At 71.9% G+C, this 21,971-nt stretch carries 23 protein-coding genes, 1 tRNA gene and 1 pseudogene; 13 read left to right on the top strand and 12 right to left on the bottom strand.

The window, feature by feature from the left end; genetic code table 11:
* The 3 genes from ABT127_RS16525 to ABT127_RS16515 are packed head-to-tail and all read right to left on the bottom strand — an operon-like array spanning position 1 to position 3,766.
* Positions 1-1,473: a sugar transferase gene (locus tag ABT127_RS16525; RefSeq protein ID WP_502971712.1), complete on the bottom strand. Its 1,473-nt coding sequence runs from the start codon at positions 1,471-1,473 to the stop codon at positions 1-3.
* Positions 1,470-2,612 (bottom strand): glycosyltransferase family 4 protein, encoded by a 1,143-nt coding sequence (locus ABT127_RS16520; protein WP_351449782.1) that lies wholly within the window; start codon positions 2,610-2,612, stop codon positions 1,470-1,472. The genes ABT127_RS16525 and ABT127_RS16520 overlap by 4 nt, the downstream gene beginning before the upstream one ends.
* A 47-nt stretch (positions 2,613-2,659) precedes the next feature.
* Positions 2,660-3,766, bottom strand: coding sequence for a DUF3344 domain-containing protein (locus ABT127_RS16515; RefSeq protein WP_351449779.1), 1,107 nt, complete (start codon positions 3,764-3,766; stop codon positions 2,660-2,662).
* Positions 3,767-4,090: 324 nt separating this feature from the next.
* Here ABT127_RS16515 and ABT127_RS16510 point away from each other — a divergent pair, with 324 nt between their 5' ends.
* The 5 genes from ABT127_RS16510 (at position 4,091) to ABT127_RS16490 (ending at position 6,848) form a co-directional block, all read left to right on the top strand.
* The gene (locus ABT127_RS16510) at positions 4,091-4,330 is read left to right on the top strand and encodes a chaplin (RefSeq protein ID WP_351449776.1); all 240 of its coding nucleotides are present in this window, start codon (positions 4,091-4,093) and stop codon (positions 4,328-4,330) included.
* Between the two features lie 226 nt (positions 4,331-4,556).
* Positions 4,557-5,267: a hypothetical protein gene (locus tag ABT127_RS16505; protein WP_351449773.1), complete on the top strand. Its 711-nt coding sequence runs from the start codon at positions 4,557-4,559 to the stop codon at positions 5,265-5,267.
* A gap of 261 nt (positions 5,268-5,528) precedes the next feature.
* Complete coding sequence (locus tag ABT127_RS16500) at positions 5,529-5,810, top strand: hypothetical protein (RefSeq protein WP_351449770.1); 282 nt, start codon at positions 5,529-5,531, stop codon at positions 5,808-5,810.
* 115 nt (positions 5,811-5,925) lie between these two features.
* Complete coding sequence (locus tag ABT127_RS16495; protein ID WP_351449767.1) at positions 5,926-6,171, top strand: chaplin; 246 nt, start codon at positions 5,926-5,928, stop codon at positions 6,169-6,171.
* Between the two features lie 173 nt (positions 6,172-6,344).
* A complete protein-coding gene (locus tag ABT127_RS16490) occupies positions 6,345-6,848 on the top strand; it encodes a DUF5949 family protein (RefSeq protein ID WP_351449765.1) in 504 nt (167 codons plus the stop codon).
* Between the two features lie 92 nt (positions 6,849-6,940).
* Here the strand turns inward: ABT127_RS16490 and ABT127_RS16485 are convergent, their stop codons facing one another.
* Complete coding sequence (locus ABT127_RS16485; protein ID WP_351449763.1) at positions 6,941-7,153, bottom strand: hypothetical protein; 213 nt, start codon at positions 7,151-7,153, stop codon at positions 6,941-6,943.
* Positions 7,154-7,283: 130 nt separating this feature from the next.
* Here ABT127_RS16485 and ABT127_RS16480 point away from each other — a divergent pair, with 130 nt between their 5' ends.
* Positions 7,284-7,934 (top strand): vitamin K epoxide reductase family protein, encoded by a 651-nt coding sequence (locus tag ABT127_RS16480; protein WP_502971711.1) that lies wholly within the window; start codon positions 7,284-7,286, stop codon positions 7,932-7,934.
* Between the two features lie 13 nt (positions 7,935-7,947).
* Here ABT127_RS16480 and ABT127_RS16475 read toward each other — a convergent pair whose 3' ends face one another.
* On the bottom strand, positions 7,948-8,349 hold the full coding sequence (locus ABT127_RS16475) for a DNA-binding transcriptional response regulator (protein WP_351449758.1): 402 nt from the start codon (positions 8,347-8,349) through the stop codon (positions 7,948-7,950).
* 178 nt (positions 8,350-8,527) lie between these two features.
* Between ABT127_RS16475 and ABT127_RS16470 the strand changes: the two genes are divergently transcribed.
* The 3 genes from ABT127_RS16470 to ABT127_RS16460 are packed head-to-tail and all read left to right on the top strand — an operon-like array spanning position 8,528 to position 10,371.
* Complete coding sequence (locus ABT127_RS16470; protein ID WP_351449755.1) at positions 8,528-9,031, top strand: hypothetical protein; 504 nt, start codon at positions 8,528-8,530, stop codon at positions 9,029-9,031.
* A gap of 50 nt (positions 9,032-9,081) precedes the next feature.
* A complete protein-coding gene (locus ABT127_RS16465) occupies positions 9,082-9,495 on the top strand; it encodes a tyrosinase family oxidase copper chaperone (protein WP_351449752.1) in 414 nt (137 codons plus the stop codon).
* Positions 9,496-9,501: 6 nt separating this feature from the next.
* The gene (locus ABT127_RS16460; protein WP_351449749.1) at positions 9,502-10,371 is read left to right on the top strand and encodes a tyrosinase family protein; all 870 of its coding nucleotides are present in this window, start codon (positions 9,502-9,504) and stop codon (positions 10,369-10,371) included.
* Between the two features lie 74 nt (positions 10,372-10,445).
* Here the strand turns inward: ABT127_RS16460 and ABT127_RS16455 are convergent, their stop codons facing one another.
* Both ABT127_RS16455 and ABT127_RS16450 read right to left on the bottom strand, forming a co-directional pair.
* Positions 10,446-10,712, bottom strand: a complete 267-nt coding sequence (locus ABT127_RS16455; protein WP_351449746.1) for a chaplin — start codon at positions 10,710-10,712, stop codon at positions 10,446-10,448.
* A gap of 136 nt (positions 10,713-10,848) precedes the next feature.
* Entirely contained in the window at positions 10,849-11,250 is a 402-nt protein-coding gene (locus ABT127_RS16450) for a hypothetical protein (protein ID WP_351449744.1), read from the bottom strand.
* A 163-nt stretch (positions 11,251-11,413) separates the two neighbouring features.
* On the opposite strand from ABT127_RS16450, the gene ABT127_RS16445 reads away from it, so the two are divergent.
* Positions 11,414-12,610, top strand: coding sequence for an FAD-dependent monooxygenase (locus tag ABT127_RS16445; protein ID WP_351449741.1), 1,197 nt, complete (start codon positions 11,414-11,416; stop codon positions 12,608-12,610).
* Positions 12,611-12,986: 376 nt separating this feature from the next.
* Positions 12,987-13,238, top strand: a complete 252-nt coding sequence (locus ABT127_RS16440) for a chaplin (RefSeq protein WP_111667573.1) — start codon at positions 12,987-12,989, stop codon at positions 13,236-13,238.
* Between the two features lie 81 nt (positions 13,239-13,319).
* Here the strand turns inward: ABT127_RS16440 and ABT127_RS16435 are convergent, their stop codons facing one another.
* Complete coding sequence (locus ABT127_RS16435; protein ID WP_351449737.1) at positions 13,320-14,600, bottom strand: DUF418 domain-containing protein; 1,281 nt, start codon at positions 14,598-14,600, stop codon at positions 13,320-13,322.
* Between the two features lie 176 nt (positions 14,601-14,776).
* Here ABT127_RS16435 and ABT127_RS16430 point away from each other — a divergent pair, with 176 nt between their 5' ends.
* The gene (locus ABT127_RS16430; RefSeq protein ID WP_351449735.1) at positions 14,777-15,445 is read left to right on the top strand and encodes a response regulator; all 669 of its coding nucleotides are present in this window, start codon (positions 14,777-14,779) and stop codon (positions 15,443-15,445) included.
* Entirely contained in the window at positions 15,442-16,533 is a 1,092-nt protein-coding gene (locus ABT127_RS16425; RefSeq protein WP_351449732.1) for a sensor histidine kinase, read from the top strand. Before ABT127_RS16430 ends, ABT127_RS16425 begins: the two co-directional genes overlap by 4 nt.
* 180 nt (positions 16,534-16,713) lie before the next feature.
* Here ABT127_RS16425 and ABT127_RS16420 read toward each other — a convergent pair.
* The 4 genes and pseudogenes from ABT127_RS16420 to ABT127_RS16405 form a co-directional block, all read right to left on the bottom strand.
* Positions 16,714-16,786: transfer RNA gene (locus tag ABT127_RS16420), tRNA-Lys, on the bottom strand.
* A gap of 83 nt (positions 16,787-16,869) precedes the next feature.
* Complete coding sequence (locus ABT127_RS16415; protein WP_351449729.1) at positions 16,870-18,372, bottom strand: amino acid permease; 1,503 nt, start codon at positions 18,370-18,372, stop codon at positions 16,870-16,872.
* Positions 18,373-18,434: 62 nt separating this feature from the next.
* Positions 18,435-21,494: an FG-GAP-like repeat-containing protein gene (locus ABT127_RS16410; RefSeq protein WP_351449727.1), complete on the bottom strand. Its 3,060-nt coding sequence runs from the start codon at positions 21,492-21,494 to the stop codon at positions 18,435-18,437.
* Between the two features lie 203 nt (positions 21,495-21,697).
* A pseudogene (locus ABT127_RS16405) lies at positions 21,698-21,971 on the bottom strand (DEAD/DEAH box helicase); the annotation flags it as partial.

Genomic DNA, 21,971 nt, shown 5'->3' with positions numbered 1-21,971 from the left:
TCAGCTTCCCGTCGGGCGGAAGAACTCGGACGCCGTGCGCAGGAGGATGCTGATGTCCCGCCACAGCGACCAGTTGTCGATGTACGCGTTGTCGAACCGGCAGCGGTCCTCGATGGAGGTGTCCCCGCGCAGCCCGTTGATCTGGGCGAGCCCGGTGATGCCGGTCGGCATCCGGTGCCGCTCGCTGTAGCCGGGGTGCGTCTCGCTGAACTGCACGACGAAGTACGGGCGTTCGGGCCGCGGGCCGACCAGGCTCATGTCGCCGCGGAAGACGTTCCACAGCTGGAGCAGCTCGTCCATCGAGGTGCGCCGCAGGAACCGGCAGAACCACGGCATGCGGTGCTCGTTGGCGACGCTCCACCGGGTCGCCGACTCCATCGGGTCGGCGGGGCGGTGGGTGCGGAACTTCAGCAGGGTGAACGGGCGGCCGTCCTTGCCGATGCGCTCCTGCCGGAACACCACGCCGGGCCCCTCGCTGAGCCGCAGCCAGACGGCGCAGGTCAGCAGCACCGGGCTGGCCAGGACCAGGAGCAGCGAGGAGATCGCCAGGTCCAGGGCGCGCTTGCCGGGGTGGCGCGGGAACGGCGGTGCCACGAGCGGCCGGACGGGGAAGCCCGCCAGCTGCCGGCCCGGGGCCCGGTGCTGTGCGACGTACGGCGACGGCTCGGGGTCCAGCTCCCAGATCTCGCAGTGCAGTTCACTCAGGCTGCGCAGCCAGGGCAGGTGTTCCGGGGCCCCGGCGCTGCCGAGGACGATCGCGCGCCGGACGCCGTTCTGGAGCACCGCGCGCCGCATGTCGCCGACGGTCGTCAGCACCGGCAGCGGGGGCGCGGGATCGTCCGCCCGCTGCTCGGCCGCGCCGTCGCCGCTGACCACGCCCACGAGGTTGACGCCGCTGCGCGGGCTGCGCTGGAGCGCGGCCGCGACCCGCGCGGCGGTCTGCTCCGGCCCCACCAGGAGCGTCGTGCAGGGGCGCCGGGCGAGGGTCGCCCGCCGCCGCCAGTAGACGAGGGAACGCCCCAGGAAGGTGAGGACGCCCTGCGCGGCGAAGCCGGTGAGCACCGCGTGCGGGGAGATCCGCTCCAGCGGCGGCAGCGTCGCCGCCAGGGCCATCAGCACGCACCACGCGACCGCGAGCCGCCCGGTGACGGTGGGCAGGTCGTCGAGCATGAACCGCTCGTCGAAGCGGCGGTAGAGACCGGCGTTGCGGTACAGCGCGAGGACGAGCACGACGAACCCGGCCACCAGCAGCGGATGGCGCTGTACGGGCGTCAGGACGAGGGTGCCGAGCAGTGCGGCGGTGGCGTCGGTCGCGCACAGGAAGGCCCGCGAGGAGTGCCCCTGGGCGGGGCCGCCGATGAAGGTGATGCGGCTGCCGTCGGCGGTGCGCTGCGCGATGACGGTGGCGAGCGGACCGGTGTCGTCCACGGCGCGCCGCTGGCCTGCGGAGGCCACGGTTCGTTCCTGGGTCACGTCGCGATCGGCTCTCTGCACTCGATGGTCTCCAGACCCAGAAGTTCGCGATAGACGTCCGTGACGGCTCCGGCCGTCCGCCGTACGTCGTGGTGCGCGTGCACATGGCCCTGGGCCTCCCGGCCCAGCGCGTTCAGCGCGTCGGCGTCGCGCAGCAGCCCGGCCATTGCGCGGGCGAAGGCCGCGGGATCGTCGGGCGGGGCCAGGCACCGGCGGGCCAGTGGGGGCGGCAGGCTCTCGCGGGCTCCGGCCACGTCGGTGACGAGCACCGGCTTCCCGCAGGCCATGGCCTCCAGGGGGGCCAGCGCTATGCCCTCCCACCGCGAGGGCAGGACGACCAGGTCCGCGGCCCGGTACCAGGGGGCGGCGTCCGCGACGGCCCCCGCGAAGTGCACCGACGGCGGTGCCGAGGCCCGCAGCCGGTCCAGGTCGGGGCCGTCACCGACCAGCACGAGCCGCGCCCCGGGCACCGCGGCGAGCACGTCCGGCCACGCCTCGACGAGGACGTCCTGCCCCTTCTGCCGGCACAGCCGCCCCACGCACACGACGAGCGGGCCCGCACCGGCCCCGGCGTCCGCGGCGGGACCCTCGGCGCGGAACCGCTCCAGGTCGACGCCGTTCGGGACGAGCCGCCAGGGCGCCTCGATCCCGTGCCGGGTTCCGGTCTCCTGCTCGGCCCGGCTGACGCAGACCAGCCGGGACGCCCACCGCGCCCCGCGCCGCTCCCAGGCCAGGGCCAGCCGGGCGCCGAGCCCGCCGACCGCCTCGAACGACCAGGCGTGCGGCTGGAAGACGGTGGGGATCCGGCCGCGTACGACGAGCCGGCTGACCAGCCCCGCCTTGGCGCTGTGCGCGTGGATGAGCTGCGGCCGGGTGCGCCGCACCACCCGGGCCAGCCGGCGGCACTCGCCCGGCACGGACCTGCCCGGGGCGCGCGAGGCCTCCCACTCCAGGACCTCGCAGCCGAGGGCCGCGAGCATGCGGGGAAGCTCGCCCGAGGCGGGGCAGGCCACCGACACCTGCATCCCCGCGGCGCGTTGCGTGCGCACCAGGTCGGCCACCACACGCGCCACTCCGCCGTCGACCGGTTGGGTCACGTGCAGAACGTGCGGCGGCAAGGGTGCGGAGGTCACATGCATCGCCTCTTTTGGCAGAACTGAGAGAAAGCGGCTGGATCGGGTCCGGCCTAGGAGCGGGCGTCGACGGCGCCGAAGAGCACCCCGGCCCAGGCCGGGTCGCCGGTCGACGCCAGCCGGAAGTCCAGTGCGTCGCCGCCGCGGGCCAGGGCCCGGTCGAGCGGGAGCACGTCGGAGTCGTAGCCGAGGGTGTTGTCGTGGGCCGGGACGCGCTCGGGCTGGGTCCCCGGCTGGCTGATGGTCGAGTTGAGGACGTCGTCCGCCGGGTTGGCCCGGTCGGACAGGCTCACCGGACGCCCCCGGCCCGCCGAGACGGTCAGGGAGTCACCGGTCCTGCCGCGGTCGCCGTTGTAGGCGACCAGGCCCGCGTAGCCGCGCGCCCCCTCGGCGAACGCGGTCTTGACGTGGAGCTTCTGGGCGGAGTGCGCGCGGGTGAAGGTGTCGAACCCGTCCCGCAGGAACAGATGGCGCAGCGGCTCGGACGGCTTCTCGTACGCCGCGACGAGCGTCCACCCGCCCCAGGCTCCGGCACCGGTCCGCCCCATGGCGACGTTCAGCTGTGCCACGGTGTAGAGCCCGGACCCGCTGGAGCGCACCAGATCGGTGACGTCCGCCGACGCCTGGTAGGCGTCCGCGCCGTTCGCGACCCGGTGGCCGACCACGGTGTCGGCGAGCACCTGCTTGTACTCGCCGCCGGGCTCCGCGATCAGGACCCGCCCGTTGTCGCGCGGGGGCTTCTGCTCCCCGACCCGGAGGTTGCCGCCCCAGTACAGGCGCGCGTAGGTGACACGCGCCCCCTCGGGTACGCGGACCTCCGCACGGGACGAGTTGTACGTGTTGGGATCACGGTCGACGTCCGTGTAGAACATGTCGAAGTCGCCGTTGGCCGCCGTGGCCCCCGCCCGTGCGTCGGCGCAGCCCACGCTCTTGGCCGACGCCGCGCCCCGGCACGTGATGGCGGCGTTCGCCGCGCGCACGAAACCGCCGTGGAGCACCGCGTCGTAGCGGCTGGTGAACGGGATGCCGGGCTTCTCCGCCGCGGGCTTCGGTGGTTCGGAGGGGGTCGCCGACGCCGTCTGGCACAGCGGGGGCAACGCCGCCAGCGACAGCAGTCCCACCGTCAGGCGACGCAGGAAACAACCTTTCGAATTACGCATGGCCGGCGTCCCTTTCAGGAATGAGGCAGACGCTCTACAACACCCGGGAAATAAGAAAGTCACACTTATCCAACCGCGGCACGAAGGCCAGACCCCTTGCACAGGGGGTGGCTCACAATAGCGGTCGGAAAGTGAGTTTCACTTCATACACGATGTGTGTTGGAGTTGTGAAATTCCCGGTCCCCCGGTGTCGACACTCCGCGATCCACTTCAACGAACCAATCGGTATTCACTCTTTCGGAGCCGAAACTCATTGGCGCGTCGTCCGTTGCACAGGAGCCGGGCGCCTGTCCCGGCCGTATGGAACGACCCAAGGAGCAGTTCATGTCGCGTACCGCGAAGGCCGTCGTCTTCTCCGCCATGGCCGCCGCCGCCGTGGCCGGCACCGCCGGCATCGCCGCCGCCGACAGCGGCGCGCAGGGTGCCGCCACCAACTCCCCCGGCGTGGTGTCGGGCAACGTCGTGCAGGTGCCCGTGCACGTCCCGGTCAACGTCTGCGGCAACACCGTGAACGTCATCGGTCTGCTGAACCCGGCCTTCGGCAACAGCTGCGTCAACAGCTGACCCGCGGAGCCTGACTCTTCCTCAGCCGCCCCTCCTCCAGGGGCGGCTGCTTCGTTCCCTGCCCCATTCGGACGCAGCGGCGGGCAGCCGCCCGCAGGGGCCCCACCAGGCAGAACGGCACAGACGCAGAGCTATCCCGTCACGGAGAGCGGTCACTCGGTTGCGGGTTGTCGTGAGGCATCTCACGGTGATCTCAAGCACCAACACGCCCTCGAAGGGGAAAGAAATGCCTGCTCTGCCCGTACGGCGCATCGCGACTTCCGCTCTCTGCGCGTCCCTCCTGATCGGTGCGGCGGCCCCCGTGGTCGCCGCGGACTCGTCCGACGAGCGCGCCAGCCGCACGGTTGTGTCATCCACCGCCGCTCCCGACGCCGCCACCCTGCTCAACCAGGTCAAGACCCTTCAGAACACCGGTGGCGTCCTGACCCCGGTCACCGGCCTGCTCGACGCCGTCCTCAAGACGAAGGACGGCAAGCTGCCCGCGGACGAGGCCCAGAAGCACGCCGACGCGGTCAAGTCCGCCATCGACACCGCGAAGGAGAAGGCCCCGGCCGCTCCGGTGCCGGCGACGCCCGACAAGGCGATTCCTGACGATGCGAAAGCCCCGCTCGACGTCAAGGCCGACGCCCTGACCGCACTGCAGTCCGCGGTCGACGCGCTGGTGAAGTCCGCGACGGCCGGTGACGTCAAGGCCATCGCCACGCAGGCGCCCGCGGTCGTGACCGGCCTGGTCAACGTCCTCGCCGCCACGCTCCTGAGCGGCGCGCTCCCGGCCCCCGACCTGCCGGGCCTGCCCGCGCTGCCGCAGGTCCCGGCCGCGAACACCCCGTCGCTCCCGACGACCCCGTCGCTCCCCGCGGCCCCGGCTGTTCCCCAGGCCCCGGCCGTCCCTCAGGCGCCGGCCCTCCCGCAGGCGCCGACCCTCCCCACCGCGTAACCGCACCGCACACCGCACACCGCCCGCCCGGGGCAGGTCCCACGACCTGCCCCGGGCGGGTTTTCGACGTGCGCACGTTAATTCATATTTACGCCGAGGAACCGTTCTTTCGAGTGGGGATCAATGAACCGGCGCACCCCGGAGTTTCCGTCGGCGAAGACGGTCGTTGAACAAGCAGAAGCCGAACACCGCACATTAAGAATGCCCCGCGGTGAATATTCCATGCCGATGACGGAATAGTCATCGCCGAAAGGATAAACAATGAAGTCTCTGAAGGCCGCTGCCGTTGTCGCCGGTTCCCTCGTCATCGCCGGTGCCGCCGCGCCCGCCTTTGCCGCGGACCTCGCCCCGACGAGCCTGAACGGCGCCCTGGACACCATCACCAGCCAGCCGACGCTGGACGTCCAGCCGGTGAGCAGCAACCTGCTCGACCCGAAGAACGGCGGCCCGGTGGACACCGTGACGGGCGCCGCCGGCCAGCTGAACCCGGGCGGCGCCGCGGCCCCCGGCGACCTGCTCGGCGGTCTCCCGCTCGGCAAGTAATCATTCCGCTCCGTTGATCCGAACGGGCGAAGGGTTTACGAGGGTGTGTCTTTGCGGCAATTCGCGCGGAGCACGCCCCTACGATCCCGGAAAACCCCGAAGGAAGGTTCGCGAAATGAACACTGCCAAGAAGGCCGCCCTTGTCCTTGCCACCGCCGGTCTCGCGGCGGGTGCCGCTTCCGGTGCCGCCTTCGCCGACGGCGGTGCGAGCGCCGAGGGTGCCGCGGTGGGTTCGCCGGGCGTCGCCTCGGGCAACGTCGGCCAGATTCCGGTCCACGTTCCGGTCAACGTCTCCGGCAACACGGTCAACGGCATCGCCGGCCTCAACCCGGCCTTCGGCAACACCGCCGTCAACGACTGACACGACGTCGCGTCTTCTCTCGCACGTCGAGCCACGTATCGAAGGCTGGTTCGGAACTCGGATGTTCCCGGACCAGCCTTCGGCGTTCTCCGACATCAATTCGAGTGCACCGCGTTCCACCAATGGAGTGACAGCGCCGAGAACGACGGCCGCGGTCTCGCTAGGCTTCCTCGGTGACTTCAACGTCGAGTATTGACACCACGTTTCGGGCAGCGGATCTGGGGACACTCGCTGTCATCGCCTGGAGTGGGGAACACGTCGGTGAGGAAGACGACATGCCTTTCCTCCTCGCCTACTCCATGGGTGATTCCCCGGCGGGCCCCGAGGGCTCGGAGGCGGCTGTGCGCGCGCTTCTGCTCAACAACGGGCTGACCGTGGGCACCACGGTCCACGACGGTTCCCGGCATCCCAGCTTCCCGGTCTCGCTGCTCGTCGAGGCGGGCCAGGCCGTCGTCACGATGCCGATGCTGAACGCCCAGTGCCAGGTGCCCCCCGAGTGGCTGGAGGCCGCCGACGCGCGGGGCAGCGCGTACTTCATCTTCACCACCCGCCCCTGGCCCGCCGCTCCCCCCGGACAGCCGGTCGCCGAGGGCGAACTGGAGAAGTTCGCGGGCGCCGAGGAGACCCTGACGGCGGCCGCCCACTGCATCCTGCCCATCCGCAAGATCCGCGGATAGCACCGCACACATGCGTCCGCGGTGCCGCGGTGGCCGGCCGTGTCGACGGCCCGCCCCGCCGCACCGCGGCGCACTGCTTCCCGGTGGCTCGGTCAGCCGAGGCCCAGGCCCAGGCCGAGACCGAGGTCGAGACCGTGGTGGTGCCAGTGGTGGTGGCATTCCCACTCGTCACCGCACGGGTGGGCGGCGGCCACCGAGCGGGCCGGCGCCTGCGGCGTGGCGGCCTGGGCGGCACCCGCGAGGGGCACGAGGGCGGCGGCAGCGATCAGGGCGGCCACGGAGGTCCGCCGGACGATCTGCTTCATGGGGGAAGTCCAATCTGTGTTCCTTCGGGACACCAACGACGCTAATGCCGCCGTTCGCGCTTGTCGCGCCGAGCGTGACTTTTCGTAACTCTGTGTAATAAGCCCTGCTCGTAGCCATCAGGAGGGTCGCGTGAGCACCACCCACCAGAAGGCGTCCGCCGTTCCGCGGGCGCGGAGCGGCCCGGACAACACGACCCCCGCGCCGCCGGGCCCCCGGGACACCGCTCTCGGCGTCCTGCTGGTCCTCACCGGGGCCGCCGGGCTGCTCGCCTCGTGGGTCATCACCCTCGACAAGTTCAAGCTGCTCGAGGACCCGAACTTCACGCCGGGATGCAGCCTGAACCCGGTGGTCTCGTGCGGGAACATCATGAAGAGCGCCCAGGCGGCCGTGTTCGGGTTCCCCAACCCGATGCTCGGGCTCGCCGCCTACGCGGCGGTGGTCTGCACCGGGGCCGGTCTGCTGGCCCGCGCGCGCTTCCCGCGCTGGTACTGGCTGGGCCTCCACGCCGGCTGCGCCTTCGGCGTCGGCTTCGTGACCTGGCTGCAGTTCCAGTCGCTCTACCGCATCAACTCGCTGTGCCTGTGGTGCTGTCTGGCCTGGGTGGCAACGATCGTGCTGTTCTGGCGCGTGACCGCGCGCAACGTGTCCACCGGCGCCCTGCCCGCGCCGCCCGCCCTGCGCGGCCTCCTCGCCGACTTCGCCTGGGTGGCGCCCGTGCTGCACCTCGGCACCGTCGGAATGCTGATCCTGACCCGGTGGTGGGACTTCTGGACCAGCTGATCCGGCGACGCAGTCAGGAACATGACGGGTGATCGGTTCCGCATCGACCATGAACCGTGAGCAGATAACGGGCCTTGAACCGCAGCGCCTGCGGGTCAAGCGGCGCCGTCAGCACGTCCGCGACCTCCAACTGGGCCGCCTCGGGCACGAATCCGGGCAGATACCGGCGCTCGGACACCGTGATGACCGGGATGCAGCGCATCGGGCCGATCCGCCGCATGTACCGGACGACCTCGAGCCGGTCCGCGCCGGGCAGCCCCAGCGTCAGGACGACCAGGCCCACGCCGCCCCGTATCAGCGCCTTCAGCGCCGCGTCGTTGGAGGAGGCACCGGCGGTCGGGACGTCCAGCGGCACCAGGGCCGCCTCCAACGCCTTGATGCCCCACGCGCATTCATCGATCAGCAGAATTTTCACCTTGGAAGACCTCGATCTTCTCCGCCGCGCCGACAGATCGATTGTCCAGCAGATCGGCGGTCCGGGAGGTGCACTATCTGCGGATTGGTCCCGCCGGGGGAATTCTGCACTGATACGCAAGAAGCTTCGTTACCCCTGATGCGTCATCAATCCCGAATGGAAAGAGACAGCATCCGAAATGAGCATCAAGGTACGAGGAACGATCGCTGTGCTGGCCGGCTGCCTCGCCGCCGCGGCCGGGGCCACGCCCGCCGTCGCGTCGGCGAACGTGCCCATCGAGGTTCCCCTCGGTGGCGTGGAGAGCGCGCTGCACACGGACCTGCCGGAGCTGAGCACCGAGGCTCCCGTCCCGGTCCCCGGGGCTCCCGAGGGACCCCGGTACTCGCAGGACCACGTCCTTCCGCAGAACGCCCTGCCGCGGCTGCCGATGAGCACCGAACTGCCCGCCACCGAGGTCGGCACGGCGGTGCCCCAGCTGCTGCCCACCGAGCGGACCGACCGGGTCGGGCTGAGCACCGAGGGCACGCCCGTGCGAACCCTGACGCCGGGCGCCTCCGTGAACCCGCCGCTGAGCGGCCCCCGGCCCGACCGCCTCGGACTGCCCGAGGTGTCGGCCCCGCAGGCCGCGCTCGGCACCCCCGACGTACAGGCCCGGCCGGGGGCGGACCTGGCGCTGGGCTGATCCCCGAGGGGCCGGTCCCCCGGCCCCCAGACCTCCAGGAGGACATGGCCGTGACATCCCGACTTCCCCTGCCCACGGACCGGCCGCCGGGCGCGAGAGCGCTGCTGACCCGGCGCAGCGCGGGCCTGGTCCTTCTGGGCGCCCTCTCCACCGCCGCCGCCGTCCTGCGGATGCGTCCCCGGCCGCAGCGCTCCGGCCCCCTGACCGGGGCGGCCGAGGGCGCCGGGGCCTTCGACGAGATGTACCGGGGGCGGCGGATCACGGGGAGCCGGGCCGCCGGGGCGGGCGGCGACTGGCAGGTCATGGTGGACGGCCGTCCCCTGCACCTCATGCGGCGGGCCGACGGCTCGTACCTGAGCATGGTCGACCACTACGACTCGTACGCCACCCCCCTCGCCGCGGCGAGGGGGGCCGTGGCCGAGCTCGGCGGCCAGGCGCTCCGCGACCACACCGGGGAGGTGTGAGGGCCGATGGTCCACACCCGGCAGAACCAGAACACGCTCACCAAGGCGCAGAAGCGGCGCTTCGTGGACGCCGTGCTGGCGGTCAAGAAGAGCGGCCGCTACGACGAGTTCGTGCGGACGCACATCGAGTACTACCAGGGGGACGGTGACGGCGGTCTGCGCGTCGCGCACATGACCCCGTCGTTCTTCCCCTGGCACCGCAAGTTCCTGCTGGAGTTCGAACGGGCCCTGCAGAAGGTCGACGCGGGGGTCACGGTCCCGTACTGGGACTGGACGGCGGACCGTACGCCGGCCGCCTCGCTGTGGGCCGAGGACTTCCTGGGCGGCAACGGCCGCGGCGGCGACCGGCGGGTGACGACGGGTCCGTTCGCGCGGGCGCACGGCCACTGGACCGTCACCGTGGCCGTGACCGACGGCGACTTCCTGATGCGGGACTTCGGGCGGCCGCAGGCCCCCGTCGAGCTGCCGAGCAGGGCCGAGCTGGCGTCGGCGATGCGGGAGTCCGCGTACGACGCGCATCCGTGGAACTCCACGGCGTCCAGCGGGTTCCGCAACGCGCTGGAGGGCTGGCCCAGTCGGCTCGGGGACCGCACCTGGTACAACCACAACCGGGTGCACCGCTGGGTGAGCGGCCACATGCTGGGCGCCGCTTCGGTGAACGACCCGGTGTTCTGGCTGCACCACGCCTTCGTCGACCTGTGCTGGTCGCGGTGGCGCGAGCAGCACCCCGACGCGACGCCCTATCTGCCCACCGAGCGCCCCGGCCTCGGCGACGGGCAGCGCAACCGGGTCCTGATCGCGGGCGACAGCATGACGCCCTGGAACACGCCGATCCGCGACATGCTCGAACACAAGAGCCTGTACCGGTACGTGTGACCGTCGCGGGACGCACGAGGGCCCCCGGCACCGTGTGCCGGGGGCCCTCGTCAGTGCGCGTACGCTGCTGAGCGTCAGCCGCCGTAGCCGCCGTCGCCACCGTCGCTGTTCACGCAGGTGTTGCCGAACGCCGGGTTCAGCAGACCGATGACGTCCACGGTGTTGCCGCAGGCGTTGACCGGAACGTGGACGGGGACCTGGAGCAGGTTGCCCGACAGGACGCCCGGCGAGTTGGTGGCAGCGCCCTGGGCGCCCGCGTCGGCCATGGCCAGGCCGGCGCCGCTCATCACCACGGCACCCGTGCCGAGGGCGACAGCGGCTGCCTTCGCGATGCGAGACATCACGTTCTCCTTTTGCTTGGCAGTGCGGCCGCGTGGTCGCAGCCGTCGGCCTGTCCAACGGCCGCGCCCCCTCGGCAGTAACGGCTTTTGCGCGGATACCTCCTGAAAAGGGCAGGCACCCGGCGGCCGTCGTCCCTCAAACGGCGGATGCCACGGTCTTCCCGTCGTACAGGCCGCCCCGGCACATCTGCGCTCCGCCGCCCGCGTCGCCGCCGTCCTCCCAGCGCAGGACACCACCGCCCGCCTGGCACTCGGCGGGGGCCAGATAGTCCAGGTCGAAGCGCGGGCGCCGGACGTAGGCGAACCCGGTGTCCGTGCCGCCCGCGGAAGGACCGGCTCCCGTCACCCGCCTGACGCACCGGTAGGCGTCGCCGCCGCCGAAGACGCGGAAGGCGGGAACACCGCCCCGCGCCCGGCACTGAGCCGCCGTCAGCAGCGCCGGGCCGTCCGGGGTGTCCGCCGTCGCGGGGGACGCCGTCACGGGGAGCCAGGCGAGGGCCGCCGCCGCGAGCGGGACCGCCCACCGAGTGAGAACCATCCTTGCGCACGCCTTTCCGTCGCCCCTTCCCACAGTGCTCGCCGCCGGACCCGCGCGCAGGCGGGGAGGACCGAACGGGCGCCCGGCACCCGATCAGGAACCAGACGGGCGTCCCGTCGTTTCCCGGGTGTCCGTGTCACCCCCCGCAGCGGAGGAGTACGTAATGAAGGTGGTCTGCGCCGGCGGCGGGCCCGCGTCGCTGTATCTGTCCATCCTCCTGAAACTCCAGGACCGGCGACGCCACGTCACCGTCCTCGAGCGCAACCCCGCGGGGGCGACGTACGGCTGGGGCGTCACCTACTGGCCGGACATGCTCGGCACCCTGACGTCGCACGACCCGGAGTCCGCGCGCGCCATCGAGGAGCACTCGGTGCGGTGGACCGACGGCGTGGCGCACGTCGGCGGCCGCACCACGGTCCACCACGGCGACACGGGCTTCGCGATCGGCCGCCGCAGGCTCCTGGAGATCCTGGGCGACCGGGCGACCGCGCTGGGCGTCGAGCTGTCCCACGACCGGACGGTCGCGCCCGGCGACCCCGACCTGGACGGCGACCTGATCGTGGCCGGGGACGGCGCCCGCAGCGCGCTGCGCGACGAGCACGCGGAGCACTTCGGCACGCGGATCGTGCCGGGGCACAACCGGTTCGTCTGGCTCGGCACGACCCAGGTGTTCCGGTCCTTCACCTTCGCCTTCGTGGAGAGCGACCACGGCTGGATCTGGTCCTACGCGTACGGCTTCGACGGCGAGCACAGCACCTTCATCGTCGAGTGCTCGCCCGCCACCTGGAGCGGCCTCGGTCTCGACGCGCTGGAGCGGGACGTCGCCCTGAAGCTGCTCGGGGACCTCTTCGCCGAGCCGCTGCGCGGGCACCCCCTGATCGGCCGCACCGACGTGGACGGACCCGCGCAGTGGCAGCGGTTCGGCACGGTCACCAACCGGACCTGGTCGCGCGGCAATCTGGTTCTGCTGGGCGACGCCGCCCACACCACGCACTACTCGATCGGCGCCGGGACCACCCTGGCGATGCAGGACGCGATGGCGCTGGCCGATTCCCTGCGCGGGGACGCCCCGCTCGCCGACGCCCTCGGCCGCTACGAGCGGGCCCGGCGGCACGCGCTGCTGCCGCTGCAGAGCGCGGCCCGGCACAGCGCGGCCTGGTACGAGAACCTGCCGCGCTACGTGCAGCTGCCTCCGGACCAGATGTTCGCCCTGCTCGGGCAGCGCCACTCCCCGCTGCTGCCGCACGTCCCGCCCCGGCTCTACTACCGGCTGGACCGGGCGGTCAGCGGCGCCGGACCGCTGCGGTCGCTGAAGCGCCGGCTCGGCCCGCACCTGGCCCGGTTCCTCCAGAAGGACTGACGCCGATTCCGGTCATTTTCATTGCACCGGGATAACGGTCCGTTCTTCCCGCCGCCGCACTTCGTTGAGCAGACCATGGAGATGCAGAGAAACGATCCGACAAACATGTCGAATCCTCCGTCGAACACTCCGTCGGACACTCCGATCTACGAAACCGTGGTGCGGCTGTGGCAGGCCCACGGAAGGGCGGTGCCGGGGCCCTCGCCGGCCCGGCCGGCCCGGCCCTCGCGCGGCTGGGTGCGGGTGGACCCGGCACCGCACCGGGGGCACTGACCGTCGGCGGGACACGCCCGCCGACGGCTCAATTCGCCGTTCCGCGGGCTCCGCGGCGGTGTGATTGACGCGTCATATTCCCCTCACCTTTTAGGGAGAAACGATGCGTCTTCGCGCATTCGCAGCCGCCACGGTCCTGGCCGGGACCGCGGTTCTGGGTTCCGCTGCCGTCGCCTCCGCGCAGGACGGTCCCGACGGGGCCACCGCCGCCGGGTTCGCCGCGAACAGCCCCGGCGTGCTGTCCGGGAACGTCGTCCAGGTTCCGATCGACGTTCCGGTCAACGTCTGCGGCAACTCGGCCAACGTGATCGGCCTGCTCAACCCGGCGTTCGGCAACGCCTGCGTGAACGGCTAGGTTCCGCCGCTTCATCCTGAGAACGCTCGCGTGTTCGCTGCCGGCAACGGTGCCGGCAGCGAACACGTGTGTCAGGGGAGGTCACCGCACGCGGCGCGCGGGGAGCGTGGCCACGTGCAGCAGGTACTCCAGGGGGCCGCGCCGGAAACGGGCGCTCCACAGGACGGCGAGCAGCAGCGCGCCCGCGATGAACGCCAGCAGCATCGGGAGCGCCGCCAACGTGTCGCTGTCGGCCGCGGGCACGTACAGCACGTCGGTCAGCAGCCAGAGCGCGACGACGTGCAGGGCGTAGACGGTCAGCGCCATCGAGCCGACCGCGGCGACGGGCGCCGCGGCCCGGGTGAGGCGCGGCATCCGGTCGGCGACGGCCAGGCAGACGGCCAGGACCACGAGCGCGACACCGGTGCTGCCGAAGAGGGAGAACGTGCTCTGGCTGTGCGGCGCTGCCACGAGGAGCCAGCTGAGCGGGGTGCTCGCCGCACCGTAGGGATCGCCCACCGTGTCGGACCACCAGGCCGAGGAGGCCGAACCGCCGTCCGTGGCCGAGGCGATGAGGCCCGTGGCGCCGGGGACCAGCCGCAGGGCGAGCCAGGACCCGCCGTAGCCGAGGACCGCGAGGCCCGCGCCCGTCAGGGCGAGCCGGGACCGGATCCGCGGGCGGCTCAGATCGAGGCGGGCGACCGCCATGCCCGCGAGCAGGAACGGCGCCCAGGTCAGGACCGGGTACTCGCCGGTGAACAGCAGCTCCACGAAGCCGTCGGTGCCGGTGATCCGGGCCAGCGGGTCCCAGGAGACGAGCGCGTCTCCCCACGATCCCTCGTCGAGGGCCACCCGTACCGCGTAGAGGATCTGCGGCATGAGCAGTGCTCCGGCCGCGGCGAGCAGCGCGAGTGTCCTCGCCCGTAACCGGTACAGCGGCAGGAGCAGCAGGAAGAGCAGGCCGTAGAAGCTCAGGATCACGTCGATGTCGGTGTCCAGCGCCGTCAGGGCGTAGCCGAGGGCGATCAGCAGCACGGAGCGGAGCACGGTCCGGGCCGCCGCCCGCCGGCCGGCCCGCCCCCTGCGCGGGCGGGGCCGGCCCATGATGATGACCAGCGAGAACCCGGCGAGTACGCCGAACAGCGTGGCCGAGCGCCCGCGCGCCGCCTCCATCAGGAAGCCCACGGGCCCGCCCACCGAGGGCTCCGGCCCGACGTGGACGGCGTACATGCCGAACACGGCGAGACCACGGGCCAGATCGACGCCGATCAGGCGCCCTTGCGAGGTCGGGGGAGAGGCGGCGGCGGAGGAGAGAGGAGAGGGGACCGCCGCCGCCTCGCGCAACGCCGCACGCGGCGGGACCGGAGAGCCTTCGTCTGTCATGCCTCCCAGGGTTCGCGCGCCGACCCGCCGCGCCCCACCCGCCGACCGGCCGGAGCCGCCCCCGCCGACCGGCCGGATCCGTGCCGTCCACCGGTCCCCGTACCCACGGACACCGCAGACGGCCGCCCGCGCATCTGGTACGCATCGGGGGACGGCCCACGGCGAGTGGAGCGCGCATGATCCGGGTTCTGTTGGTCGACGACGAGGCACTCGTCCGTACGGGTTTCACGCACATCCTCGACGCGACCGAGGGCGTCGAGGTGGTGGCGGCGGTCTCCGGAGGCCAAGCCCTTCCGTCGGCGCGGGATCTGGAGCCGGACGTCGTGCTGCTGGACATCCGGATGCCCGACGTGGACGGGCTGACCGTGCTGGACGAGCTGCTCCGGCTGGAGAGTCCCCCGGTGGTGGCCATGCTCACCACGTTCGACGCGGACGAGTACGTCGATGCCGCGCTGCGCTCGGGCGCCGCCGGGTTCCTGCTCAAGGACACGGATCCGGAGCAACTGCCGTATCTGATCCGCACGCTGGCCGACGGCGGGACCGTGCTGTCCTCGCGGGTGACGCGCACCGTGGTGAACGGCTTCCTGGACCAGGGCGGCCGCGAGCCGGCCGCCGCCGAGCTCGTCGGGCGGCTGACCGGACGCGAGCGGGACGTCCTGGTCCTCATGGCCGAGGGGCTCCCGAACGCGGACATCGGCACCCGGCTGCACCTGAGCGTCGGCACGGTCAAAGGGCACGTCAGCGCCCTGCTGGAGAAGCTGGGGGTCGGCACCCGGGTGCAGGCGGCGCTGCTCGCCGAGCGCGCGGGGGTGCTCTGGCCCGACCGGGGCCGGGACGACCGGTGAAACCCTCCGACATCGCGCTGGTGGCCGTCGCCCTGGGGGACGTGTGGGTCAATGTCGACGGTGAGGACCGGAGCGCCGTCGCCGCCGCGCTGCTCGCGGTGGCCGCGCTCACCCTGCGCCGGCACCGGCCGCTCCTCGCCTTCACGCTGACCCTGCCCACCGCCCTGCTCACCGACGCGGTCTTCGCCACCCTGGCCGCGCTCTACACGCTCTCCTCGCTCGCCCGGCACCGCAGCCTGCTGGTGTGCTGCGCCCTCGCGTTCGCGGTCAGCGACTTCATGCCCTGGCCGTGGTCGACCCTGGAGACCGGCGAACTCGGCCGGACCCACGCCCTCGTCACCCTCACGTACACCCTCGCCACGGCCGCCGCCCCGGTCTTCCTCGGACAGCTCGTGCAGGCCCACCGGGAGCTGTCGCTGCGCCTCGCCGAGATCACCGAGGCCCGCGAGCACCAGCAACTGCTCACCGCCCAGGCGGTGCTGGCCAAGGAGCGCGCCCAGCTGGCCCGCGAGATGCACGACGTCGTCTCGCACCAGGTCAGCCTGATCGCGGTGCAGGCCGGAGCGCTCCAGGTGGGCAGCCGGGACGCCGACGCCCGGGCCGCCGGTGCCACGATCCGGCGGCTCAGCGTCCAGACCCTGGACGAGCTGCGGCACATGATCGGCGTGCTGCGCGCCTCCGGCAGCCGCCCGACCGAACTCACCCCGCAGCCCTCCCTCGCCGACCTCCACCAGCTGATCGGGGCCAGCGGGATCGAGACGGAGCTGGTCACCAACCTCCCCGGCGAACTCCCGCCGAGACTCCAGCGCGCCGTCTACCGCACGGTCCAGGAAGCCCTCACCAACGTACGCAAACACGCACCCGGCGCGACCGCCACCGTCCGCATCCAGCGCCAGGGCCCCCGGCTCCGCGTCACCGTCACGAACACCACGCCCACCCGCCCGGCCCTCCGGCTCCCCGGCGCCCACCACGGCCTCGTCGGGCTCGGTCAGCGCGCCGAACTCCTGGGCGGCAGCGTCACGTCGGGGCCGACGCCGGACGGGGGGTTCGCGTTGCGGCTGGAGCTGCCGACGGGGAGCGCGGACTGAGGTCCGGTTCCGGGCGGCCCGGTGCGGGGGTCAGTTCGTGGTGTCCTTGCCGGAGCCGGTCCCGGTGCCCCTCCCCCGCCCGCCCGCCCGCCCGCCGGAACAGAAACGCCCGGGCCGACCGAAGTCGACCCGGGCGTTCATGAGCAGGTCAGAGGGGGTGTCACCCTCCCCGCACACTCGTAGACCCTGTGGGACTCGAACCCACAACCAATGGATTAAAAGTCCACTGCTCTGCCAATTGAGCTAAGGGTCCACGCGCCGACGCGGGCCGACGCACCCCCGAGCATAGCCCGCCGGGCCCGGAACACCGATCGGGTATCGGTGTTCCGGAGCGGGTCAGGAGCGGCGGAGGAACCAGTGGCGGGCCGAGGCCAGCCACCACACGCCCGCGAAGCCGAGCACGACGAGCACGGCGATCGGCGCGTAATTGAAGGTCTCCCAGGTCACCGGGGAGACCTGCGGGAGCATGAAGAGGACGGTGATCACGGCCACCCAGGTCACCGCCACCACCCCCACGGCGCCGGACCAGCGGCCCAGGTGCCACGGGCCGCGTTCGAACGCGTCGCCCTTGCGCAGCCTCAGCAGCGTCGGGATGACGTACGCGATGTAGAGGCCGATGACGGCGATCGAGGTCACCGCCGTGTACGCCGTGACGTTGATCAGGTACGGCAGGCCGAGGACGAGCGCGCCCGCCGCCGCCAGCCAGACCGCCGCGACCGGTGTCCGGGTCCGCGGGCTGACCGTGTGCCAGACGCGGGAGAACGGGAGGGCGCCGTCGCGCGAGAAGGCGTAGATCATGCGGGAGTTGGCGGTGACGGACGCCATCCCGCAGAACAGCTGCGCCCCGATGACGACGAGCAGCAGCAGCTTGCCCACCGTCGCGCCCAGCGCGTCGAGCAGGATCTGCGCCGGGGGCGCGCCCGTCGGCGATTTGAGTGCGCCGTTGTACGACTGGATCGCGAAGGTGAAGCCGAGAAGCAGGACGAATCCGGCGATCCAGGACGTCCAGATCGACTGGACGATGCCCTTCGGGCCCGCCGTGGACGCGTCGTGCGTCTCCTCGGTCATGTGGGCGGAGGCGTCGTAGCCGGTGAAGGTGTACTGGGCCATGAGCAGCCCGATCAGCACGACGTACGCGCCACTGCCCCAGCCCGTGTTGTTCACGAACTCGCCGAAGACGAACGAGGCCGACTGGTGGTGGTCCGGCGCGAAGGCCAGGGCGCCCACGATCACCGCGACCCCGACCACGTGCCACCACACGCTGACGGAGTTCAGGAAGGCGACGATGCGGACGCCGAAGGTGTTGAGCAGGCCGTGCAGGACCAGGATCGCGGCGAACAGCAGGATGGTGCGGCCCGGCGTCACCTCGAAGCCGAACTGGAGGTTCAGGTAAGCGCCCAGGAAGGACGCCGCGCCGAAGTCGATGCCGGCGGTCACGGCGACCTGCCCGAGCACGTTGAACCAGCCGGTGAACCAGGCCCACGCGGCGGCGCTCTTCTCCGGCGCCAGCCGGTGCGCCCAGAAGTACAGGCCCGCCGACGTCGGGTACGCCGAGCAGATCTCGGCCATCGCGAGCCCGACGAAGAGGGTCATCAGGCCGACCCCGACCCAGCCCCAGGTGATCAGCACCGGGCCGCCGGTGTTCATCCCGAACAGGTACATCGTCAGGCAGCCGGAGAGCACCGAGATGATCGTGAAGGAGACCGCGTAGTTCGAGAACGCGGACATCCGGCGGGCCAGGACCTGCGTGTACCCGAGCTGAGCGAGACGTTCCTCGTCGGAGCCGGGCTGTGTCGGGGACGGTTTCACGTCAGCCTCGTCGCCTGATTCTCTTGTCATGCCCCCAGCGATTCCCTCGCCGGGGGCGCGACATGCTCCTGATCAAGGTCAGAAGTGAGAGGTCAGGACAGGCCGCCCGCGTAGTTCGTGTAGCCGTCCCAGACCTGTGAGCGGGACGAGAACGAGCCCTTGCCGTCGCCCAGATTCCGCCACACACGGCCCGACGTGTCGTACACCAGCAGGTCGTTCTTCCCGTCGTAGTTGAGATCGCCGACGCCGATGACCTTGCGGTACGAGGAGCCCCACTGGGTGAAGACCGTCTTGCGGTCCTTGAGGGTGCCGTCGCCCGCGCCCTCGTAGCGGTACAGCGTGCCGTCCGTGCGGCGCGCGAGGACGTCGCCGACGCCGTCGCCGTTCAGGTCGCCGGCGCCCAGGATCTGGTTGTACGTCTTCCAGGCCGAGCGGATCTTCTTGCCCGCGGCCAGCTTCCCGGCGGAGGTACCCGCGAAGACATACATGTCACCGGTGGACTTCTTGCGGGCGAGCAGGTCGGGACGGCCGTCGCGGGTCAGGTCGCCGGCCCACGTCAGGTAGTCGTACGCGGTCCAGCCCGTGCCGAGCGAGACGTGCGGGCTCTTCGTGGTGACCGCGCCGGAGCAGGCGCCGTCGTAGCGGTAGAGCGTGCCGGAGGAGGTGCGCACCAGGACGTCGTTGCAGCGGTCGCCGCTCAGGTCGCCGAAGGGGAAGAAGCGGTTGCCGGTCGGCCAGCCGGAGCTGGAGGACGACCACATGCCCTCGCCGCCGTGGAACTCGTCGGCGTGCAGGGTGCCCTTGGAACTGAAGGCGTACAGCTCGCCGAAACCGTTGCCGTCGTAGTCGCGGTACGTGGTCTTCGCGCCCCCGACCTCAGTGGTGCCCGACTGCACCGTGCGGTAGCCGTCACCGGCGTCCGCGGCGAGGGCCCAGGTGTAGCGGCCGCCGTCCACGACCGAGCCGTCGTCGCGCTTGCCGTCCCAGGTCAGGGCCAGGTGCGCGCCCTGGTCCCGGCCCGTGGTGACGGTGCGGGCGGTGTGCCCGTGCACGTCCTTGAAGGTCAGCTTCCAGTGGGCGGCGGGGCGGCTGAGCTGGAACGCGCCGTGCCAGATGTTCTGCTCGGCCTCGCCCGTCCAGCCCAGGTTGATGAAGTCGTCGGTGGTCGACTCGATCGCCGCGACCGGGGTGCGCGGCACGCCGGTCGGCCGGATGTGGATGCGCTGCGTGTCGTCCGCGTAGACGACGGTGCCCGTGTACCGGTCGACGTCCCAGGTGATGTGGCGCTGCGTCGGCAGGTTCCCGGCGGGCAGGCCGGCGAAGTCGCGGGTGCTGACCGACGTGCCCGCGCCGCCGTGGAAGTCGGTGAGGAGCAGCTTGCCGTCGCCGCCGCGGTCGTGGCGGACCAGGAAGCCGTCGCCGAGCAGTGCCTCGCCGCCCGAGGGGACGGAGATGTTCTTGTTCGCCGTCAGGTCCCACACGCCGGCCTTGCCGGTGGGGCCGCAGTTCCAGTAGAGCCAACGGCCCACGGCCTGAAGCTCCTTGGGCACACAGCCCGAGCCGAGCTTCACGTCGGCGGACGTCTTCTTCGTCTTGAGGTCGTAGGCGTTGACGCTGCCGGTCGTCGTCGCGGGCTTCCACTGCTTGGTGCCCCACAGGGCGGCCGCGGAGGTGGTGCGGGTGTGGATGATCTCGTCGTCCGAGTTCTCCTCGGCGTCGGCGATGTACTGCTTCTTCTTGGCGGCCGACTCCAGCAGGACGTAGCGGCCGGAGATGTCGTCGATCCGGGCGTCCGTGACCCCGGGCAGGCTGACCAGGCCGAAGCTGCCCCGGTCGATCGGGAGGTGGACCGAGCTGCCCGTGGAGTACCCGGTCTGGCCGTTGCCCGTGCCGTACAGCGCCACGCACTTCGAACCCGTCGCGCAGTTCGCGTAGTAGCTGCCGATGATGTGGCTCAGCGTGCGCTCACCCGGCTTGCCGGACGCGTCCAGGTTGTAGGTGTACAGGCCGAGTTCCGAGTTCCCCTCGTTCAGGGACGCCACCGACAGCCGGCCCGCGGCGACGGACAGACCGTTGATGTCGGCCGTCACCGGTGGCACCTCGCGGACCACGGAGGAGCCGCCGTCCGGGGCGTACCGGCGCACCGCCCAGTCCCCGGCGCCGCTGCCGCCGACAGCGAGGACGCTGCCGTCGGGGGCCGTGGCGAACCGCTCCCCGGTGTGTGCGAGCAGTTCGCTGGCGCCGCCGCCGATCGTGACGGCGTACAGCTTCTGGCCCTGCGAATAGGTGGGCTGCGCCTCGCGGTGGGAGACCAGGATGCGGTCGCCGGCGAGCGCCATCGACGCGTTCGGCGTGGAGGTGGAGCCCGTCGGACCCGGCACCGTGGTGCGGGTGACCGGGGCGTCGGCGCGGCCGCGCTCGGTGGTGAACGCGGTGAGTCCGGAGGGCTGGTAGCCGAGCACCGTGTCCTTCGACAGGGCGAAGGTGGTGGGCAGTTCGCTCCGGGCGAGCGAGGCGAAGACCTCGGTGACGGCGCCGGAGGAGTAGTCGACGGCGTAGAAGTGCGTGCCGTCGGCGGCGTGGAACCGCAGCACCGCGCCGTGCCGGTCCTGGGCGGCCAGACCGGTGATGGTCAGCCCCGCGGGCAGCGGGGTCGCCTGGTCGGTGCCGTCCACCGCGATCAGGTGCACCGCGGTCGTGACGCCCTTGACCGTGTCGTTCACCACGGTCATCAGGACGGACTCGTTGTACGTGTTGTACCAGCTCTGCCCGGTCGGCACGGTGAACGAGGTCTTGTCCCCGCTGCCGAGGTCGGTGACGGTCACCGCGCGGGAGGGCGAGGCGGCCCGGATCGCCCCGAGCCCGGTGTTGAGCGTGCCGTTGGCCACCGCCCGGGCGGCGTCGGAGGCGCCGTCGCTCCACTGAACGCCGCTGGTGCCTTCCTGCATGTGGAGGTACCCGGTCTCGCCCGCGGTGTACAGCACCTCGGACCGCGGCAGGAAGCGGGGCTGCGCGGCGATCACCGACTCGGCGGGCCCGTCGTCGGCGGCGGCCGGAGCCCCGGCGGGCAGCAGCAACGTACCGGCCATGGCGACCACGGCACCGGCCGCGAGCGCGCGCGTACGCGCCGGTCTCTTCTCTACGCCCTTCATGGGCCCTCCCCGAAACGAGCGCGCGGCACCGCGGCACGGCGCGTCTCCAGAACTTCGGAGGGTGTGGGGCCCCTCGGAACAGAAGTGATTGCCCGATGCACGGGCCCCCGGAGCCTAGCAGCGTGAGCACGACAAAGCGGGCCCACTCCGAGGAGTGGGCCCGCTTCGGTGCAGCGGAGCCGATCAGCGATCAGCGCTCACTTTCAGCCGTTGCGCTTCCAGCGCGGCTTGTCGTCGCGGCGGCCGAAGGACGAACCGGAGCCGGAACCGGCGCGGTCGTCACGGCGGCCGTAGGGACGGTGGCCGCTGGACGGGCGGTCGTCGCGGCGGTCGCGGTTGAACGGGCGGTCGCTGCCCCGGTGACCGCCGGAGGGGCGGTCGTCGCGGCGGAAGCCGCCACGGTCGTTGTCACGACGCTCGAAGGAACGGCCACCACGGTCGTCACGGCGGTCGTTGTCCCGACGGTCGTCGCGAACG

It is taken from the genome of Streptomyces sp. NPDC001904 (assembly GCF_040297005.1).
In the GTDB taxonomy this organism is placed as follows: Bacteria; Actinomycetota; Actinomycetes; order Streptomycetales; family Streptomycetaceae; genus Streptomyces.
Note: the sequence above shows the minus strand (reverse complement) of the source record. Positions and strands in the feature narration are given on the sequence as shown.

Bases quoted from the DNA above. Each gene is read 5' to 3' on its own strand.
- ABT127_RS16440 (WP_111667573.1), top strand. From the start codon at position 12,987: ATGCGTCTTCGCGCATTCGCAGCCGCCACGGTCCTGGCCGGGACCGCG.
- ABT127_RS16445 (WP_351449741.1), top strand. From the start codon at position 11,414: ATGAAGGTGGTCTGCGCCGGCGGCGGGCCCGCGTCGCTGTATCTGTCC.
- ABT127_RS16470 (WP_351449755.1), top strand. From the start codon at position 8,528: ATGAGCATCAAGGTACGAGGAACGATCGCTGTGCTGGCCGGCTGCCTC.
- ABT127_RS16485 (WP_351449763.1), bottom strand. From the start codon at position 7,153: ATGAAGCAGATCGTCCGGCGGACCTCCGTGGCCGCCCTGATCGCTGCC.
- ABT127_RS16500 (WP_351449770.1), top strand. From the start codon at position 5,529: ATGAAGTCTCTGAAGGCCGCTGCCGTTGTCGCCGGTTCCCTCGTCATC.
- ABT127_RS16515 (WP_351449779.1), bottom strand. From the start codon at position 3,766: ATGCGTAATTCGAAAGGTTGTTTCCTGCGTCGCCTGACGGTGGGACTG.
- ABT127_RS16450 (WP_351449744.1), bottom strand. From the start codon at position 11,250: ATGGTTCTCACTCGGTGGGCGGTCCCGCTCGCGGCGGCGGCCCTCGCC.
- ABT127_RS16435 (WP_351449737.1), bottom strand. From the start codon at position 14,600: ATGACAGACGAAGGCTCTCCGGTCCCGCCGCGTGCGGCGTTGCGCGAG.
- ABT127_RS16460 (WP_351449749.1), top strand. From the start codon at position 9,502: ATGGTCCACACCCGGCAGAACCAGAACACGCTCACCAAGGCGCAGAAG.
- ABT127_RS16510 (WP_351449776.1), top strand. From the start codon at position 4,091: ATGTCGCGTACCGCGAAGGCCGTCGTCTTCTCCGCCATGGCCGCCGCC.
- ABT127_RS16520 (WP_351449782.1), bottom strand. From the start codon at position 2,612: ATGCATGTGACCTCCGCACCCTTGCCGCCGCACGTTCTGCACGTGACC.
- ABT127_RS16415 (WP_351449729.1), bottom strand. From the start codon at position 18,372: ATGACAAGAGAATCAGGCGACGAGGCTGACGTGAAACCGTCCCCGACA.
- ABT127_RS16505 (WP_351449773.1), top strand. From the start codon at position 4,557: ATGCCTGCTCTGCCCGTACGGCGCATCGCGACTTCCGCTCTCTGCGCG.
- ABT127_RS16455 (WP_351449746.1), bottom strand. From the start codon at position 10,712: ATGTCTCGCATCGCGAAGGCAGCCGCTGTCGCCCTCGGCACGGGTGCC.
- ABT127_RS16410 (WP_351449727.1), bottom strand. From the start codon at position 21,494: ATGAAGGGCGTAGAGAAGAGACCGGCGCGTACGCGCGCGCTCGCGGCC.
- ABT127_RS16495 (WP_351449767.1), top strand. From the start codon at position 5,926: ATGAACACTGCCAAGAAGGCCGCCCTTGTCCTTGCCACCGCCGGTCTC.
- ABT127_RS16430 (WP_351449735.1), top strand. From the start codon at position 14,777: ATGATCCGGGTTCTGTTGGTCGACGACGAGGCACTCGTCCGTACGGGT.